The organism is Pseudorhodobacter antarcticus (assembly GCF_900110135.1).
Taxonomy (GTDB): Bacteria; Pseudomonadota; Alphaproteobacteria; order Rhodobacterales; family Rhodobacteraceae; genus Pseudorhodobacter; species Pseudorhodobacter antarcticus.
This window is the reverse complement of the sequence record NZ_FOCO01000036.1, coordinates 15853-31338: the sequence shown is the minus strand read 5'-3', so window position 1 is coordinate 31338 and position 15486 is coordinate 15853. Positions and strand designations below refer to the sequence as shown.

Sequence of the window (15486 nt, the reverse complement as noted above, 5' to 3'; positions counted from 1 at the left end):
CGCTGTATCTTGTCATCTTCATCTGAATCTCCTCGTTTATCTTGCCGAGAAAATTCTACTTCCGCAGCCCCTTACTTTCGGGGGGGATTACCCACGGTGGACATGTGCAGTAGGGGAACGGTCCCCCGCCTGCCCCTTACGGGCCAGTTCAGGAGGATGGTCTGTGCATCCGTAGCAAAGAACTGATCCTTTCTGGCGAGACAACGCGCCAGGTCACCCTCGCGCGCCGCCGACATCGCAAGGCATTGCCGGTAGATGAAATCGACCTTTGAGTAAATCTGCGGGAAGGTCACCCCGTTGATCTCGCAGATCCGGCTCAGCGGCACCTTGTTCACCAGATTAAGCAGGATGCTGCCGGTCTGATCCGTCCTTTTGTGACGCCGTGTGGCGGATCCAAGCGAAAAGGTTGACCCGCATCCCTTGCATTGATGTCGGGGATCTCCTTTGGCGGTAAAGCCAAAGGACCGATATGCCGACAGCGCCATTCTGATCGACAGGTTGCTGTTGCTGCAGCCCGCCTTCTGACAGGCATCCTGATGATACTTTCGAAAATGCAGCCCCGCCATCCGGGAATACTCTTGCACAACAGCACGATTGGATTTTAAGCTGTGATAAGTGCCGCATTCTGGGCAGCCATAGCTGCGCTCAATACCAGATCCAGTGACTGTGCCTTGATATGGTTAAACACCGCCTTCACGGGCGTCTTATGGAAATGGGTAAACCCCGAAACCGGAGCAGAAAGGGTTTCTACAGAATTTTACGGAGAATCCGCCAACGGCTAAGCGCAAACGACGTTTTGGCGTCGAAGATTTCTTCGAGAGGTTTGTGCCTTGCTCGTCTCCAGAATAATACGAAATAATAAGGAAAAAGCGACTAATTTACTGGCGGCTCTTCAGTTCGTCAACATTTACCGTAGGGGCTGGGCCCTAACCCGTCGCCTTTTTTCATATCCAAAGACGGGTCAATTTTCGCTATCGGCCGCCATCGCCGCCCGCCCACGAAACCCCATCGCCACCACGAATTTTTCCGAACTGTCAGACCGGCTTGCATTAGGTTTCACATTGGCCACCTTTTTAAAGTTGCGCTTCAACAGGTTTTGCATCTCCAACTCCGCCCCGCCCGCCAGCACCTTGGCCACGAACGTGCCGCCCTCATCCAATGTGTCGAACGCAAAGGCCAGCGCGGCCTCCACCAGTCCAATAATGCGCAAATGGTCCGTGCCCTTATGCCCCGATGCCGCCGCCGCCATATCCGACATCACAACATCCGCCATGCCCCCCAGCCATTCCTTAACCTGCGCATCCGCTTCCTCGGCCAGAAAATCCAGCTGGTAAATCTGCGCGCCCGAAATCGGCTCAATCGCTTGCAAATCGACACCCAGCACGGTGCCCACGGGCTTTTTCGGGTTCTGCCCCAACGCGTTCACCCGTTCCACCGCGATCTGGCACCAGCCGCCGGGCGCACAGCCCAAGTCCACGACCCGCGCACCAGGCACCAAAAACCCGTATTTCTCATCCAACTCGGCAATCTTATAGGCCGCACGCCCGCGAAACCCCTCTTTGCGCGCGCGGATCACATAAGGGTCGTTCAACTGCCGCTCCAGCCACAACGTCGACGACAACTTACGCCCCTTGGCGGATTTCACGCGCACGCGCAATTCGCGTTGGCCCCGGCCTGATGTGTTTTTCTCAGTCATCGTCTCATACCACTATTCATAAGGCCCATCGGTCAGCACGCCATCCGCGCTCATCTGGGCATAAAGCAATCCTTCGCGCAGGCCCCGGTCGGCCACCGACAAACGGTCCGTCGGCCAAACCCGCATCAAGGCCTGCAAAATCGCCGCCCCTGACATAATCAAGCTGTGCCTGTCGCGCCCAATCCGCGGGTCCGTCCGCCGCCCTTCCGGCCCCAAGGCCAGATATTCGCGAATGACCGTGTCTATCTGATCCGACGACATGCGCAACCCGTCCACCTTGGCCCGATCGTAACGTTTCAACCCCAAAAACGACGCAGCCACGGTTGTCACGGTGCCACTGGTCCCGATAATTTGAAACCCATCGCGGGCATTGTCCAAATTATACGGCGCAAAACTCGCGAGGTTTTCCTCAAAAAACCAACTCATCAAGGCGAACCGCGCCGCGTCATCTTCCACATCGCTGAACTGATCTTTCAGGGTCGCCACCCCCAACGGGACCGATATCCAATCCACCACCCGCGCTTGCCCCGCCCCCACCGGCGAAAACCCCGCATGCAGTCGCATAATCGCGCGGGGCCGGTCCGCAGGCTCCACCCCGGTCAGATCAATCCACACCAATTCGGTCGACCCGCCGCCAATATCCACGATCAACAACTGCTCGGTGGTCACATTGACCAAAGGCGCGCAAGAAATCACCGCCAGCCGCGCTTCTTCCTCCGGGCCAATAATCTCCAATTGGATGCCGCTTTCCTTGCGCACTTGGCGCAGAAAATCGCGCGAATTTTTCGCCCGCCGGCACGCTTCGGTCGCGACCAACCGCATCCGTTTGACCCGGTATTTTTCTAGCTTTTTCTGGCAAATACGCAACGCCTGAATCGTGCGGATCATGGATCCACGCGACAACCGCCCAGACGCTTCAAGCCCGGTGCCCAACTGCACCGTCTTGGAAAAACTATCGATCACCTGAAACTGACTGCCGCGCGGGCGGGCAATTAGCATCCGGCAACTGTTGGTGCCAAGGTCCAGAGCAGCATAAAGCTGCCCTGACCCAGACAGGGGGGAGGCAGACGGGTCGACCAGCGCATCCTCGACGTCACCCACGTCGTAATACTCCGGGATCGCGTCCTCCTCCCGGGGACGCTCGGGCGTCATGTCGCGCCCTCCTATTCACTGTTGCCCCTATGGTATCTGCGCGCTGCCCCTCACGCAAGCGTCCATCCCCCCAACACATCTCATAATAAAGATGAAGATTATGGGCCTATCCCCCCATCGCCCCCGCGCCGCGCCCCTGCTAAGAACCCGACACAGGTCGCGGACAGCGCTTTTCGTGTCGAAAAACGTCACCGCACAGGCCCGCCAATCGGTAAAAGAAACAAGACAGCTCAAGGGGAATCGCAGATGCCAGACGTAACCATAGTGTATTGGCGCGATATTCCCGCGCAGGTGATCGTGGGAAAAGGGCGCTCCGGCTCCAAGGTGCAGCTGCCAGAACGGTTTGAACAGGCGATTGACCGCTGCGCGATGAAAATCGGCGCCAAAGATGCTGATCTGTACCTTGCCGAATGGCGCAAAGCGACGCCCTACCCAATGGACGGCGAAGCGATGGACATCGCCACCGCCGAGGCAGCGCGCCTAGAGGCGGAATTTGACAAAGACCGCATCAAACAATTGATCGACAATGACGGCTGGGCCTAACAAACTTTGGGGGCCAAGACCGTGAACAACAAAATATGGGAGAATGTCGTGGCACTTTTCAACTTCAAACGCGAACCCACGGCCCCCACCACCTCCCCCGCGGTGGAGGCGTTCTTGCAAAACTATTCGATCGAGGTGATGCCACGCACCGCCGAAAAGGTCGAAAACTTTCGCGATCTGTTGCCCCAGCACACCCGCGTCTACATCGCCCATATCGAAGGCACCCCGATTGAAGAAATGGTATCAACCGCCAAGCGTCTGAAATCCCAAGGGTTTGATGTGATGCCCCACTTTCCGGCCCGCATCATCGCAGACCGTGCAACCCTGACCGATTGGATCGCACGCTATCAAGCGGAGGCGGATGTGAAACAAGCATTGCTGCTGGGCGGTGGCGTCAACACCCCCGCAGGCGACTACGACAGTTCCATGCAACTGATGGAAAGCGGCGCGTTTGACGGCTTCACCCACCTTCACATCGCGGGCCACCCCGAAGGCAACCGCGACATCGACCGTGACGGCGGCGACCGCGTGGTGATGGAGGCACTGAAATGGAAACAGGCGTTTTCCGAACGGACAGATGCCAAAATGGCGCTGGCCACCCAGTTTTGTTTTGAATCCGGCCCCGTTATCAAATGGGCCGACCGTTTGGCGACTGAGGGGATTGATCTGCCTATCCACATCGGCGTCGCAGGCCCGGCCAAGCTGCAAACCCTGATCAAATTCGCCATCGCTTGCGGTGTCGGCCCCTCCCTGCGTGTCTTGCAAAAACGCGCGATGGACGTGACCAAACTTTTGCTGCCGTATGAGCCGACAGAATTTGTCAGCGACCTTGCCGCGCACAAAGCCAAACATCCGAATTTCGGCATCCAATCCGTGCATTTCTTCCCGCTGGGTGGTATCAAAACCAACGCCACTTGGGCGATTGAAAACGGCGGGAAATCCGCCACTCCGGCCTCACACTCTTAAGAAAGCAGTTTAACTATGACCCGTACCGTCCTTGAATCCGCAACAAAAACGGTGATCATCGGTTTTGACGAACCTTTCTGTGTGATCGGCGAACGCATCAACCCCACAGGCCGCAAAAAACTGGCCGCCGAACTGGAGGCGGGCAATTTTGAAACCGTCCTGCGCGACGCGTTGGAACAGGTCGCTTGCGGGGCCACGGTGCTGGACGTCAATTCTGGCGCCGTATTCACAAATATGATGGCCAAGGATCCCCGCTACGCCGACAATAACTTTGTCGAACCGCCCCTTATGCACGAACTCATCACCCGCATCCAAGCGATCACCGACGCCCCCCTTTGCATCGACAGTTCCGTCCCCGGCGCTCTCGAGGCTGGCCTCAAAGCCGCCATCGGCCGCCCCCTCCTAAACTCCGTGACCGGAGAGGAGGACCGCCTGGAACTCGTTCTGCCGCTGGTGAAAAAATACAACGTCCCCGTAGTCGCCATTTCCAACGATGATACCGGCATATCTGAGGACCCCGACGTCCGCTTCGCCGTGGCCAAGAAAATCGTCGAACGCGCTGCCGATTTCGGCATCCCCGCGCATGATATCGTCGTTGACCCCTTGGTGATGCCCGTCGGCGCAATGGGCTCTGCGGGCCAGCAAGTGTTCACCCTCGTGCGCCGCCTGCGCGATGAATTGGGCGTCAACACCACCTGCGGCGCGTCCAACATCTCTTTCGGTCTGCCCCAACGCCACGGCATCAACGGTGCTTTCCTGCCCATGGCGATTGGCGCAGGCATGACCTCCGCAATCATGAACCCCGTGCGGTTGCAGGAAATGGAGGCCATTCGCGCCGCCAACTTCTTGATGAACCACGACGCAAACGGCGGCGAATGGATTCGTTTCGCCAAAGTGATTGAGGCGGTTGAAGGCGGCATGTCCTTTGCCGAGGCTTCTGCCTCCATCGGCGCTGCAGGCGGTCGCGGTGGCCGCCGCGGTGGTCGCCGCTCCGAATAACGCAATCGGCCTGCCGCCCCAAACGGCAGGCCAAACCGCGCTGGACAATCGCGCGCCAACGCGGCACAAGTCCCTGATGCCAGAACAAAATCGCCCCCTCGCAGCTTCCCTCTGGATGATCGGTTCGATCGTCGCTTTCCTCGCAATGGCCGTGGCCGGGCGCGAGGTTTCCGCCACCCATGACACGTTTGAAATCATGACCTTCCGCTCCCTCATCGGGTTTGTGATTGTCTGCGCCGTGTCCCTCGCCCTCAAGCGCCACCATGAAATCCAAACCACCCGCCTGCCCCGCCACATCTTTCGCAACGCCCTGCATTTCACCGGACAAAACCTGTGGTTCTACGCCCTCGCAGTCATCCCCTTGGGCCAAGTGTTCGCGCTCGAATTCACCTCCCCCATCTGGGTTATCCTGCTTGCCCCAATTTTCCTCGGTGAAACCCTGACGCGCACCAAACTGGTCGCCGCCGCCTTGGGTCTTACGGGCACCCTTATCGTTGCCCGCCCCGATTTCGCGGCCTTCGATCCCGGCATCGCCGCCGCCGCCCTCGCCGCACTGTGCTTTGCAGGCACCAACATCGCGACCAAGGCGCTGACCCGCCGGGAATCCATCGTGTCCATCATGTTCTGGCTTACGGGCATGCAACTGATCATGGGCCTTGTGATGGCCGGGTATGACGGCCACATCACCTTGCCCACCACGCAAACGCTGCCCTTCCTTATCCTCATTGGGCTTGCGGGCCTGACCGCGCATTTTTGCCTTACCACGGCCCTGTCCCTGGCACCCGCCTCCGTTATCATTCCTGTCGATTTCCTGCGCTTGCCCCTCGCCTTTGCTATAGGTTGGCTGCTCTATGATGAACAACTTGAACTCGCCGTAATCCTTGGCGCCGCGCTGATCTTGTCTGCGATCATCCTGAACCTGCGCGCCAACGCGGGGGCCGCAAAACGTGCCGCGCTGCAACAAATCTAACCCGATCAGGTTCTGACGCGGCGTCACAGATTGACCCAATCCCAAGGCCTGCTAACGGTTGCGATGGATCGGCGCAGCAAGCGCGCCACCGCCACAGGTTCTGGGAGGAACATCATGAAAAAAATCACCACCACACTTGGCGCCATCGCGCTCACCGCAACAGCTGCACATGCTGGCGGCATTGATCGTTCGGGCCAAAACATCGGCGTTTTGTTTGAAAAAGGCCGCGTGGTGGAACTCTCCTTTGGCCGCGTGATGCCAACAGTGTCGGGCAATGATATCGCGCGCCAACCCACAGGCAATGTCGCGATTGATTACAGCCAAGTCGGCTTGGCCTATAAATATGACATCAATGAAAAAGCTGCCTTCGCTTTGATCATCGACCAGCCATTCGGCGCAAAAGTGTCCTATGGCACAACCTCGCCCGTTCTGGGCCGCACCGCTGCGGATGCCAGCTCGGTCGCCGTCACAGGCCTGCTACGCTACAAGTTGAACGAAAACTTCAGCATCCACGGCGGCCTGCGCGCCCAACAGATTGAGGCGACAGTCGATCTGCGCGGCGCAGGCTATGGCTCCTTGAACGGCTATTCCGTAAAGTTCGACAAGGATTGGGGCCTCGGCTACGTCGCGGGCGTCGCGTATGAACGTCCCGAAATCGCGCTGCGTGTGGCATTGACCTATAATTCCGGCATCAAGCACAATTTGAAAACCACCCAAAATTTTGCGCCCGCTGGCAGCCCCGACACAGGCACCAAATCCCCGCAATCGGTCAACCTTGATTTCCAAACAGGCGTGGCGGCAGGCACTTTGATGTTCGGTCAAATCCGCTGGGCCGATTGGTCGGAATTCAAACTGCAACCCAGCGTTTTGCGCGGCAACAGCCTTGTGAATTTGGATGACACCACAACCTATACGCTTGGTGTGGGCCGCAAATTCAACGAAAACTGGTCCGGCGCCGTATCCGTGGTCTATGAAAAAGAGGGCAATCCGCTCGTGTCCCCCCTCGCCCCAACCACAGGCCGTTTGGGAATGACGCTGGCGGGCATCTATACCCGCGACAACATGAAAATCACCACGGGTATCAACTATACCAAGCTAGGCGATGCGACCCCCTACACCGGGGCGCTGCGCGATGTCTCCGCCAAGCGGGCTGATTTTTCGGGCAACAAGGCCGTGGGCGTTGGCATCAAGGTCGCCTACTCCTTCTGATCACACTCATTCCCTATCAAAGCCCCGCCCAGTTTGGCGGGGCTTTTTCATGCCTTACGCAGCGGGCAAATTCAACCACACCGCCCCATCGCGGTATCCGCCCGCAATCACATGGCCACCCAGCCCCACCTCCGGGTAATCAGCCGCCCAATCGCGAAAGCGGTCATTGCTCACCACCCGCCCCCCAACCTCTCGCGCGGTTTTCAGGATATAAGGGTCGGCCTGCACCCCTTTGGGCACCACCAACACACGCGCCTCTGCCACCCCCAACCGCTGGGCAAGGGCGTGATCGTGCAAATACCGATCTTCCAACAAATACCCGGCGTTGGCATCAAATACTACGGCAGGGGTCAATCCCGCCGCCTCCACGGCCCGCGCCACCGCTTGCACCGTGGCAATCTGCGGCGTGCCGTCCTTCCAATACATCACGTTGGACCCGTCAATCACCACCCAATCGCGCGGCCTGTCCGGTTTGGCCCGCGCTTTTGGATTGCGCCACGCCAACAGCAGCAAAACACCGCTGGCCACCGCCGACACCAGCGCAAGCAACATCGCATCCGGGCTGGTCCAAAACACAGCCACACCCAACAATGACAGCAAAAACAAGATCATGGGAACCTTCATACCCGCACGCTACGCCCCATGCGCAAAACTGCCAAGCCCCGCCGCACACGAATTTGCGTGAACTTACGCGCCGCCCGCGCTATCAAGCCCCATCGCAATTGGCGGAGGCTTTGATGCTCTACAAAACACCCGAAACGTGGGAAAACGCACCCGCCAAGCGCGTGCTGTTGTTCGGCATGTCTGGCCTTGGAAAAACACATCTTTCCAATATGTTGCGCGACGATGCTGGGTGGTTCCACTATTCCATAGATTACCGCATCGGCACCCGCTACATGGGCGAATACATCGCTGATAATTTCAAACGCGAAGCGATGAAGGTGCCTTTGCTGCGCGAACTCCTCCTTACGGATTCGGTCTACATCGCCTCCAACATCACTTTTGAAAACCTCGCACCGCTTTCCACCTACCTCGGCAAACCGGGCGATCCTGCCCTCGGTGGCGTGCCCTTTGCCGAATATTGCGCGCGCCAATCCCAACACTGCGCTGCCGAAACCGCCGCATTGATGGACACCGCGCGCTTCATTCACCGCGCCAGCGATCTTTATAACTATCAACATTTCGTCTGCGACAGCGGCGGCTCAATTTGTGAAGTGGTCGATCCCACCGATCCCGCCGACCCCCTCCTCACCGCCCTATCGCAAAACCTTCTCCTCGTCTGGATTGCAGGCTCGGACGCGCACCGCGACGCATTGATCAAACGCTTTGATCGCGCACCCAAACCGATGTATTACCAGCCCGAATTTCTGGCGACCATCTGGGCCGATTACCTAACCGAAAACGCCCTGACCGAATCCCAGGTCAACCCTGACGCCTTCTTGCGCTACGGCTACGCCCGCTTACTCGATCACCGCCAACCCCGCTACGCCGCGATGGCCAAATGGGGCGTCACCCTCACCGCGGATGAAGTGTATACCGTGAAATCCCCTCATGATTTCAACACCCTCATCGCCGCCGCCCTCGCCCGCCAATCCCAAAACACGGACCGCTAATATGCCCATCACCCTACCCTCCGACCTGCCCGCCTTCGACGTTTTGTCCAAGGAAGGCGTCATGGTGATCTCGCCCAACCGCGCCCAAACCCAAGATATCCGCCCCCTGCGCATCGCCCTCCTCAACCTGATGCCAAAGAAAATCCAAACTGAAACGCAGTTTGCGCGCCTGATCGGGGCCACGCCTTTGCAAATCGACCTCTCGCTCATCCGCATGTCCGAACACCAAACTAAAAACACCGCCGCCGAACATATGGAGGCGTTCTACCGCCCCTTCCAAGACGCCAAACACGAAAAATTCGACGGCCTCATCATCACTGGCGCCCCCATCGAACACCTCCCCTTTGAAGAGGTGACCTATTGGGATGAACTGACCGAGGTGATGGACTGGACCCAAACCAACGTCCAATCCACTTTTGGCGTCTGCTGGGGCGGCATGGCGATGGCCTATCATTTCCACAAGACCCCCAAACATGCCCTCCCCCAAAAGGCATTCGGCTGCTTTCGCCACCAAAACCTCACCCCCACCTCCCCCTTCCTGCGCGGCTTTTCCGATGATTTCATCATGCCCGTCAGCCGCTGGACCGAAATGCGCCAAACCGATATCGACCAAACCCCCGGCCTCACCACGCTGCTCACCTCCCATGACACCGGCCCCTGCCTTGTCGGCGACCCGGCCCACCGCGCGCTCTACATCATCAACCATCTGGAATATGACAGCGACACGCTGAAACAGGAATATGACCGCGACACGGCGGCGGGCACCCCCGTAACCTTGCCCGCAAACTATTACCCCGATGACAATCCCGCGATGAAGCCGTTGAACCGCTGGCGCAGCCACGCCCATCTCCTATATGGTAACTGGATAAATGAGATTTACCAGTCAACCCCTTATGATATCACGCAAATTGGCACCTAGCCTCCTTATCGCCGCCCTCGCCTTGGGCGGTTGCGCCGCCCTCGTGGACCGCAAAGCCACCGCCCGAGAGGACGCGGCAGCGACCCTATACCCCCCAACCGGCCAATTTGTCACCGTCAACGGCACCCGCATCCACGCCGATGTCCAAGGGGCGGGCCCCGACCTCGTCCTTATCCACGGCGCGTCCGGCAGCAGCCGCGATTTCACCTTTGACCTCACCCGCCGCCTCAAATCCACCTACCGCGTCATCGCGTTTGATCGCCCCGGCATGGGCTGGTCCGACAGCGCCCCAAACACCGATACCAGCCCGTTGGGCCAGGCCGATCTCCTCATCGCGGCCGCCACCCAACTTGGCGCAACCCACCCCATCGTCCTCGGCCACTCCTACGGCGGGGCGGTCGCCATGGCTTGGGCCTTGCGCGCCAAACCCACAGCCCTTGTGATCGTGTCGGGCGCCACCATGCCCTTCCCCGGCGACCTCGGGCTTTGGTACAAAGTCACCTCCTCCACGCTTGGCGGCCACACAATCATCCCCCTCATCACCGCATTTGCCCCACAATCGCGCATTGATGCTTCGGTCAACGCCGTGTTTGCCCCCCAATCGCCGCCTGCGGGTTACGCCGATTACATTGGCACCGGCCTCACCCTGATGCGCGATGCGCTGCGGGTAAACGGCCGGCAGGTCAACAGCCTCAAGCCCTATGTCATTGAAATGTCAAAAATCTACCCCGACCTTACGCTGCCCGTCGAACTTGTCCACGGCAGGGCCGATACCACAGTGCCTTTGAAAATCCATGCCGAACCGCTGTCCAAACTGCTGCCCAACGCCACCCTTACAATCCTTGATGGCGCAGGCCACATGCCGCATCACACCCACCCCGACGCCATCATCGCCGCCATCAACCGCGCCGCCAAACGCGCCAAACAGCGCTGATTGCACCCCAGCCCACAACCCGCCATACTGCAAAAAACAAATCCAAAAGGCGTGCAAGATGGACCTCCCCTTTGTCGGCGAAATCACTAAATTTCTTGAAAACGACGCCCCCAAATCCATCCGCAAAACGCTGGAAAAGGCGAATAAGGACGATATACTCTCCCCCGCCTATCCTTACAAACGTGAAATGAAGGGCAAAGAATACGACGCCCAGATGGAAACCCTGCAACGCCAATTGGTGCGCATGCAGGCGGACCTAAAAGAAACCGGAAAACGCCTTGTCGTGGTCTATGAAGGGCGCGACGCCGCTGGCAAAGGCGGCACCATTTCGGCCACCCGCGAAAACCTGAACCCCCGCGTGGCCTCCGTCGTCGCCCTGTCCAAACCAAGCGACCGCGAGGCGACGCAATGGTATTTTCAACGCTACATCGACTGGTTGCCAGCGGCGGGTGAAATGGTCATGTTCGATCGTTCTTGGTACAATCGCGGCGTGGTCGAACATGTATTCGGCTTTTGTACCCCCGATCAGCGCGAACATTTTTTCACCCAACTCCCCAGTTTTGAAAAAATGCTGGTGAACGAAGGAATTGTGCTGGTCAAACTTTGGCTCAATGTCGGTCAGGCCGAACAACTCCGCCGCTTCCTCGCCCGCGAAACCGACCCGTTGAAACAGTGGAAACTCAGTTGGATTGATGTCGAAGGCCTGAAAAAATGGGATGAATATTCCACCGCCATCACCGAAACTCTGGCCCGCACCCACACAGATCACGCGCCATGGACCGTCATCCGGTCCGATGATAAAAAACGCGCCCGCATCGCCGCCATCCAAACCCTGCTGCTCGCGGTCGATTACGCAGGCAAAGACACCGCCAAAATCGGCCAACCCGACCCCGCCATTTGCGGTGGCCCCGCTATGCTTGATGTCTAAAAAAGGCTATCATCACGGCAACTTACGCCAAGCCTTGGTTGAAGGCGCGCTGGACCTGATCACCGAAAAAGGCCCCCAAGGCTTCACCCTGTCCGAAGCGGCAAAGGAGGCGGGCGTCACCCCCGCCGCCGTTTACCGCCATTTCGCCGGCCGCGACGACCTGATCGCCGAAGGTGCCCGCCAAGGGTATGAAATTTTCGCCGCCCTGATGGAATTTGCCTATAATGATGGCAAACCCAGCGCCTTGGCAGCGTTTGAGGCGACAGGCCGCGCCTACCTTGCTTTCGCGCGCAAATACCCCGGCCATTACCAAGCAATGTTTGAAAGCGGCCTTGCGCTGAACGCCCACCCCGACCTTGCCGCCGTGGCAGCCAAGGCCCGCGCAGTTCTGGAAAAGGCCGCCGTCAAGGTGCTGGACCAACTCCCCCCCGAAAAACGCCCCCCCGCCTCAATGGTTTCGGCGCATATCTGGGCGCTCAGCCACGGCGTGGTCGAACTTTTCGCGCGCGGTGCCCCGGGGGCCAAAAGCCCCTATCCGCCCGACGCGCTTTTGGAATCGGGCATCGGTATCTACCTGCGCGGTCTGGGCCTTCTGCCCCCCGACCGCTAAGCTCCCCACCGCCATTAGCACCCCCGTTTCGGCTTGGTCCAAATACCTATCCGCCCGCGGCAAAAAGCGCGATCCCCAGGTGCGAACCCCTTAAAATTCAGTTAATAAAAAAACCAATCAACAGCAAAATCAATGCCTTACATCGCGCATCGCGCGCGATTTTTCAGCGGAACAACACCAACGCCCCCGGCGACCACGCCACCCGCGTCCGCGTTCCAATATCCAGCACCGGACGGCCAAAAACGTTGCGCATCGAAATCCGAACCGGCGCGTCACAGCCGTCCAATTTCACGTCATAATAGGTCATATCCCCGAAATAAACGACCTCCTCAATCACCGCCATCGTCTCACGATCGCTGGCCGTTTGCCCGTCAAACAAAATCGTCAGCGTTTCCGGCCGAAACCCAATCGCCGCCCCCTCAGCCGAGGCTTGCCCACCGCCCGGCGCTTGCTCGGCGTCCAGCGTCAGCTTGCCAAACCCTTTCGCCTCCACTTCAATTTTGCCCGCCCCTTCGGCCAAAATCATCGCAGGCAGGAAATTCATCGTGCCAATAAAATTCGCAACTTTCCGGCTGTTTGGCCGCCGATACAGCGTTTCGGGGTCCGCCAGCTGCGTGATTTCCCCTTCAAACATCACAGCAATCCGGTCCGACATCACCAACGCTTCTTCCTGATCATGCGTGACCAAAATGAACGTGATGCCCACCTGCCGCTGCAACCGGATCAATTCGACCTGCATCTGCTCGCGCATCTTTTTGTCCAGCGCCGACAACGGCTCATCCAGCAACAAAACCTTGGGTTTCAAAATCAACGCACGGGCCAGCGCCACCCGCTGCCGCTGCCCCCCAGACAGCGCATGGGCTGCCCGGTCGCCATACCCTTTCAGGCCCACCATCTCCAACGCCTCACCCACACGGGTCGCCAGTTCCGGCTTGGACAGGCCCGCCCGGCGCAGACCAAAACCCACATTTTCCCCAACCGTCAAATGCGGGAAAATCGCATAGGATTGGAACACCATATTCGTGGGCCGCTGGTTGGCAGGCACCCCCGCCATATTGCGCTCATCAATCATCACAGCGCCGGACGATATCCCCTCAAACCCCGCAATCGTGCGCAAAAGCGTGGTCTTACCGCAGCCCGACGGCCCCAGCAGCGAAAAGAATTCCCCGGCGCGGATCGTCGCCGTGATGCCCCGCAAAGCATGATAGTCGCCGTAATATTTATGCACGTCCTGAAACGCGATCATGGTGGGTTTCTCGGTCACAGGAAGCCTCCGGTATCTTTTCCGCCCGATTTCGCGATGCCACGGCGGCGGAAATATTCAGCAATGGTCAGCAAGACAATCGACAACACAACCAGCACCGTCCCCAGCGCCATAATCACCGGAACCGCCTGCGGAAAGCGGAACTGCGAAAAGATATAGACCGGCAGCGTCGGCTCGGTGCCCGCAAGGAAGAACGCGATGATGAATTCATCCAAGCTGATGGTGAAGGAAATCAGCAGGCTGGAAATGATGCCCGGCATCACTAAAGGCAGGATGATCAGGCGGAACGTGCTGGCGGCGGTTTCGCCCAGATCATAGGCAGCTTCCTCCAGACTTTGGTCCAGGGATTGAAAGGCGGATGACAGGATTGCGATGCAAAACGGCGTGCAAATCAACACATGCCCCAAGATCACGGTCCACAGCGACAGGCTGACCCCAAGGCCCAACAAAACCACCAGCAAAGACACTGCCACGATAATTTCGGGCAGCACCAAGGGCAGCATTATCAACCCCATCAACCCCGCCTTCATTGGAAACTGATAGCGGGTGGAGGCGCGGGCGGCGAAAATGCCAAGCGTGGTGGACAAGATGGACGCCGTGACCGCAATGAACAAAGAGTTTTTCACTGCGATCGTCAGCGCCGGCTTGTCCAGCATCTCCTCAAACCAGCGGGTCGAAAAGCCGGTCAGGGGGAACGCGATGATGGTGGCGTCGTTGAAAGCGAACATCGGCAACAGGATGATCGGCGCATAAAGAAACACCAGATATCCGATGGCATAGACTTTGAACCAGCCGCCCTTCATCGCTTGCCCCCTCGCAGATAACGCCTGTTCAGACCAACAAAAATCAGGCTGACAATTGTTACAATCACCATAGCCGACACTGCAATCGCGGACCCCATCGGGTAATTGTCCAGCTTTAGATATTGCAATTGAATCAAGTTTGCGACCATCCGCCCTTCCGGTCCACCCACCAATTGCGGGGTCACATAATCGCCAATTGTGGGGATGAACACGATCAAAACGGATGCAATCACGCCCGGCATCGCCAAGGGCAGGGTCACGCGCAGAAAGGTCATGAACTTGCTTTCACCCAAATCCTGCCCCGCCTCCAACAGGCTGCGGTCAATTTTTTCCAGCGCCACAAAAATTGGCAAAATGGCGAAAGGTGCGTAGGCATGGGCCAGCGTGATCACAACCGAATTGACATTATACAGGATGAAATCCAGCGGTTGATCAATCACCCCGATGCCGATCAGGCCCGAGTTGACAACGCCATTATAGCCCAAGATCACCTTCCACAAAAATACCCGGATCAGATAGCTGGTCCAAAAGGGAATCGTGATCAAAAACAACCACAGCGATTTTTTTGATGGGGCGACGTGAAAGCTAACGAAATAGGCGATGGGAAAGGCCAAAAACACCGTCACTGCGGTAACGGTCATGGCCACACCCAGCGAACGGACCATCACGGAGCGATACAGATCATTCGTCCACGCCTCGATGTAATTGGCGAAGGTGAAGGTGCGAATAATTTCAAGATAGCCATCGGTCAGAAAGCTATAAAGGATGATGGTGCCAAGCGGGGCCGCCAGCAGTAAAATAGCGTAAACTGCCGGGGGACTGATCATCAGCAAACCGTTGGCGCCCTCAGTCTGGCGCAGCTTGGCCCAACGCGATTGCC

Annotated in this window: 17 protein-coding genes; 10 read left to right on the top strand and 7 right to left on the bottom strand. The window is 58.2% G+C overall.

Features of this window, described 5'->3' with window-relative positions; all coding sequences use genetic code 11:
• Nucleotides 1-71: 71 nt before the first annotated feature.
• From BMY36_RS14825 to BMY36_RS14815, 3 genes are all read right to left on the bottom strand, one after another.
• On the bottom strand, nucleotides 72-566 hold the full coding sequence (locus BMY36_RS14825) for a hypothetical protein (RefSeq protein ID WP_050519001.1): 495 nt from the start codon (nucleotides 564-566) through the stop codon (nucleotides 72-74).
• A 395-nt stretch (nucleotides 567-961) separates the two neighbouring features.
• A complete protein-coding gene (locus BMY36_RS14820; protein ID WP_050519000.1) occupies nucleotides 962-1696 on the bottom strand; it encodes an RlmE family RNA methyltransferase in 735 nt (244 codons plus the stop codon).
• A gap of 12 nt (nucleotides 1697-1708) precedes the next feature.
• Nucleotides 1709-2848 (bottom strand): Ppx/GppA phosphatase family protein, encoded by a 1140-nt coding sequence (locus BMY36_RS14815; RefSeq protein ID WP_082224783.1) that lies wholly within the window; start codon nucleotides 2846-2848, stop codon nucleotides 1709-1711.
• Between the two features lie 246 nt (nucleotides 2849-3094).
• Here BMY36_RS14815 and BMY36_RS14810 point away from each other — a divergent pair, with 246 nt between their 5' ends.
• The 5 genes from BMY36_RS14810 (at nucleotide 3095) to BMY36_RS14790 (ending at nucleotide 7535) form a co-directional block, all read left to right on the top strand.
• Nucleotides 3095-3391, top strand: coding sequence for a virulence factor (locus BMY36_RS14810; RefSeq protein WP_050518999.1), 297 nt, complete (start codon nucleotides 3095-3097; stop codon nucleotides 3389-3391).
• A gap of 48 nt (nucleotides 3392-3439) precedes the next feature.
• Nucleotides 3440-4357: a methylenetetrahydrofolate reductase gene (locus tag BMY36_RS14805; protein WP_050519007.1), complete on the top strand. Its 918-nt coding sequence runs from the start codon at nucleotides 3440-3442 to the stop codon at nucleotides 4355-4357.
• Between the two features lie 15 nt (nucleotides 4358-4372).
• Entirely contained in the window at nucleotides 4373-5356 is a 984-nt protein-coding gene (locus BMY36_RS14800; protein ID WP_050518998.1) for a methyltetrahydrofolate cobalamin methyltransferase, read from the top strand.
• A 76-nt stretch (nucleotides 5357-5432) separates the two neighbouring features.
• Nucleotides 5433-6326 (top strand): DMT family transporter, encoded by an 894-nt coding sequence (locus tag BMY36_RS14795; RefSeq protein ID WP_050519006.1) that lies wholly within the window; start codon nucleotides 5433-5435, stop codon nucleotides 6324-6326.
• A gap of 114 nt (nucleotides 6327-6440) precedes the next feature.
• Nucleotides 6441-7535 carry an OmpP1/FadL family transporter gene (locus tag BMY36_RS14790; protein ID WP_050519005.1) on the top strand — a complete coding sequence of 365 codons (1095 nt, stop codon included), beginning with the start codon at nucleotides 6441-6443 and terminating at the stop codon, nucleotides 7533-7535.
• 54 nt (nucleotides 7536-7589) lie between these two features.
• Here BMY36_RS14790 and BMY36_RS14785 read toward each other — a convergent pair whose 3' ends face one another.
• Nucleotides 7590-8159, bottom strand: a complete 570-nt coding sequence (locus BMY36_RS14785) for an NYN domain-containing protein (protein ID WP_050518997.1) — start codon at nucleotides 8157-8159, stop codon at nucleotides 7590-7592.
• A 113-nt stretch (nucleotides 8160-8272) separates the two neighbouring features.
• On the opposite strand from BMY36_RS14785, the gene BMY36_RS14780 reads away from it, so the two are divergent.
• From BMY36_RS14780 to BMY36_RS14760, 5 genes are read left to right on the top strand one after another with little or no spacing between them, the layout of a single operon-like run.
• On the top strand, nucleotides 8273-9148 hold the full coding sequence (locus BMY36_RS14780) for a hypothetical protein (protein ID WP_050519004.1): 876 nt from the start codon (nucleotides 8273-8275) through the stop codon (nucleotides 9146-9148).
• Between the two features lies 1 nt (nucleotide 9149).
• The gene (gene metA, locus BMY36_RS14775) at nucleotides 9150-10067 is read left to right on the top strand and encodes a homoserine O-acetyltransferase MetA (protein ID WP_050518996.1); all 918 of its coding nucleotides are present in this window, start codon (nucleotides 9150-9152) and stop codon (nucleotides 10065-10067) included.
• Complete coding sequence (locus BMY36_RS14770) at nucleotides 10057-11001, top strand: alpha/beta fold hydrolase (protein ID WP_231579677.1); 945 nt, start codon at nucleotides 10057-10059, stop codon at nucleotides 10999-11001. The genes metA and BMY36_RS14770 overlap by 11 nt, the downstream gene beginning before the upstream one ends.
• Nucleotides 11002-11059: 58 nt before the next feature.
• A complete protein-coding gene (ppk2, locus tag BMY36_RS14765; protein ID WP_050518994.1) occupies nucleotides 11060-11929 on the top strand; it encodes a polyphosphate kinase 2 in 870 nt (289 codons plus the stop codon).
• Entirely contained in the window at nucleotides 11922-12539 is a 618-nt protein-coding gene (locus BMY36_RS14760; RefSeq protein ID WP_050519003.1) for a TetR/AcrR family transcriptional regulator, read from the top strand. Before ppk2 ends, BMY36_RS14760 begins: the two co-directional genes overlap by 8 nt.
• A 163-nt stretch (nucleotides 12540-12702) precedes the next feature.
• Here BMY36_RS14760 and BMY36_RS14755 read toward each other — a convergent pair whose 3' ends face one another.
• Genes BMY36_RS14755 through BMY36_RS14745 form a run of 3 tightly spaced genes read right to left on the bottom strand, consistent with a single transcriptional unit; the run spans nucleotide 12703 to nucleotide 15433 of the window.
• Nucleotides 12703-13785, bottom strand: coding sequence for an ABC transporter ATP-binding protein (locus BMY36_RS14755; protein ID WP_050519002.1), 1083 nt, complete (start codon nucleotides 13783-13785; stop codon nucleotides 12703-12705).
• Between the two features lie 14 nt (nucleotides 13786-13799).
• Nucleotides 13800-14606, bottom strand: a complete 807-nt coding sequence (locus BMY36_RS14750; protein ID WP_050518993.1) for an ABC transporter permease — start codon at nucleotides 14604-14606, stop codon at nucleotides 13800-13802.
• Nucleotides 14603-15433, bottom strand: coding sequence for an ABC transporter permease (locus BMY36_RS14745; RefSeq protein ID WP_414811675.1), 831 nt, complete (start codon nucleotides 15431-15433; stop codon nucleotides 14603-14605). The genes BMY36_RS14750 and BMY36_RS14745 overlap by 4 nt, the downstream gene beginning before the upstream one ends.
• Between the last annotated feature and the right edge of the window lie 53 nt (nucleotides 15434-15486).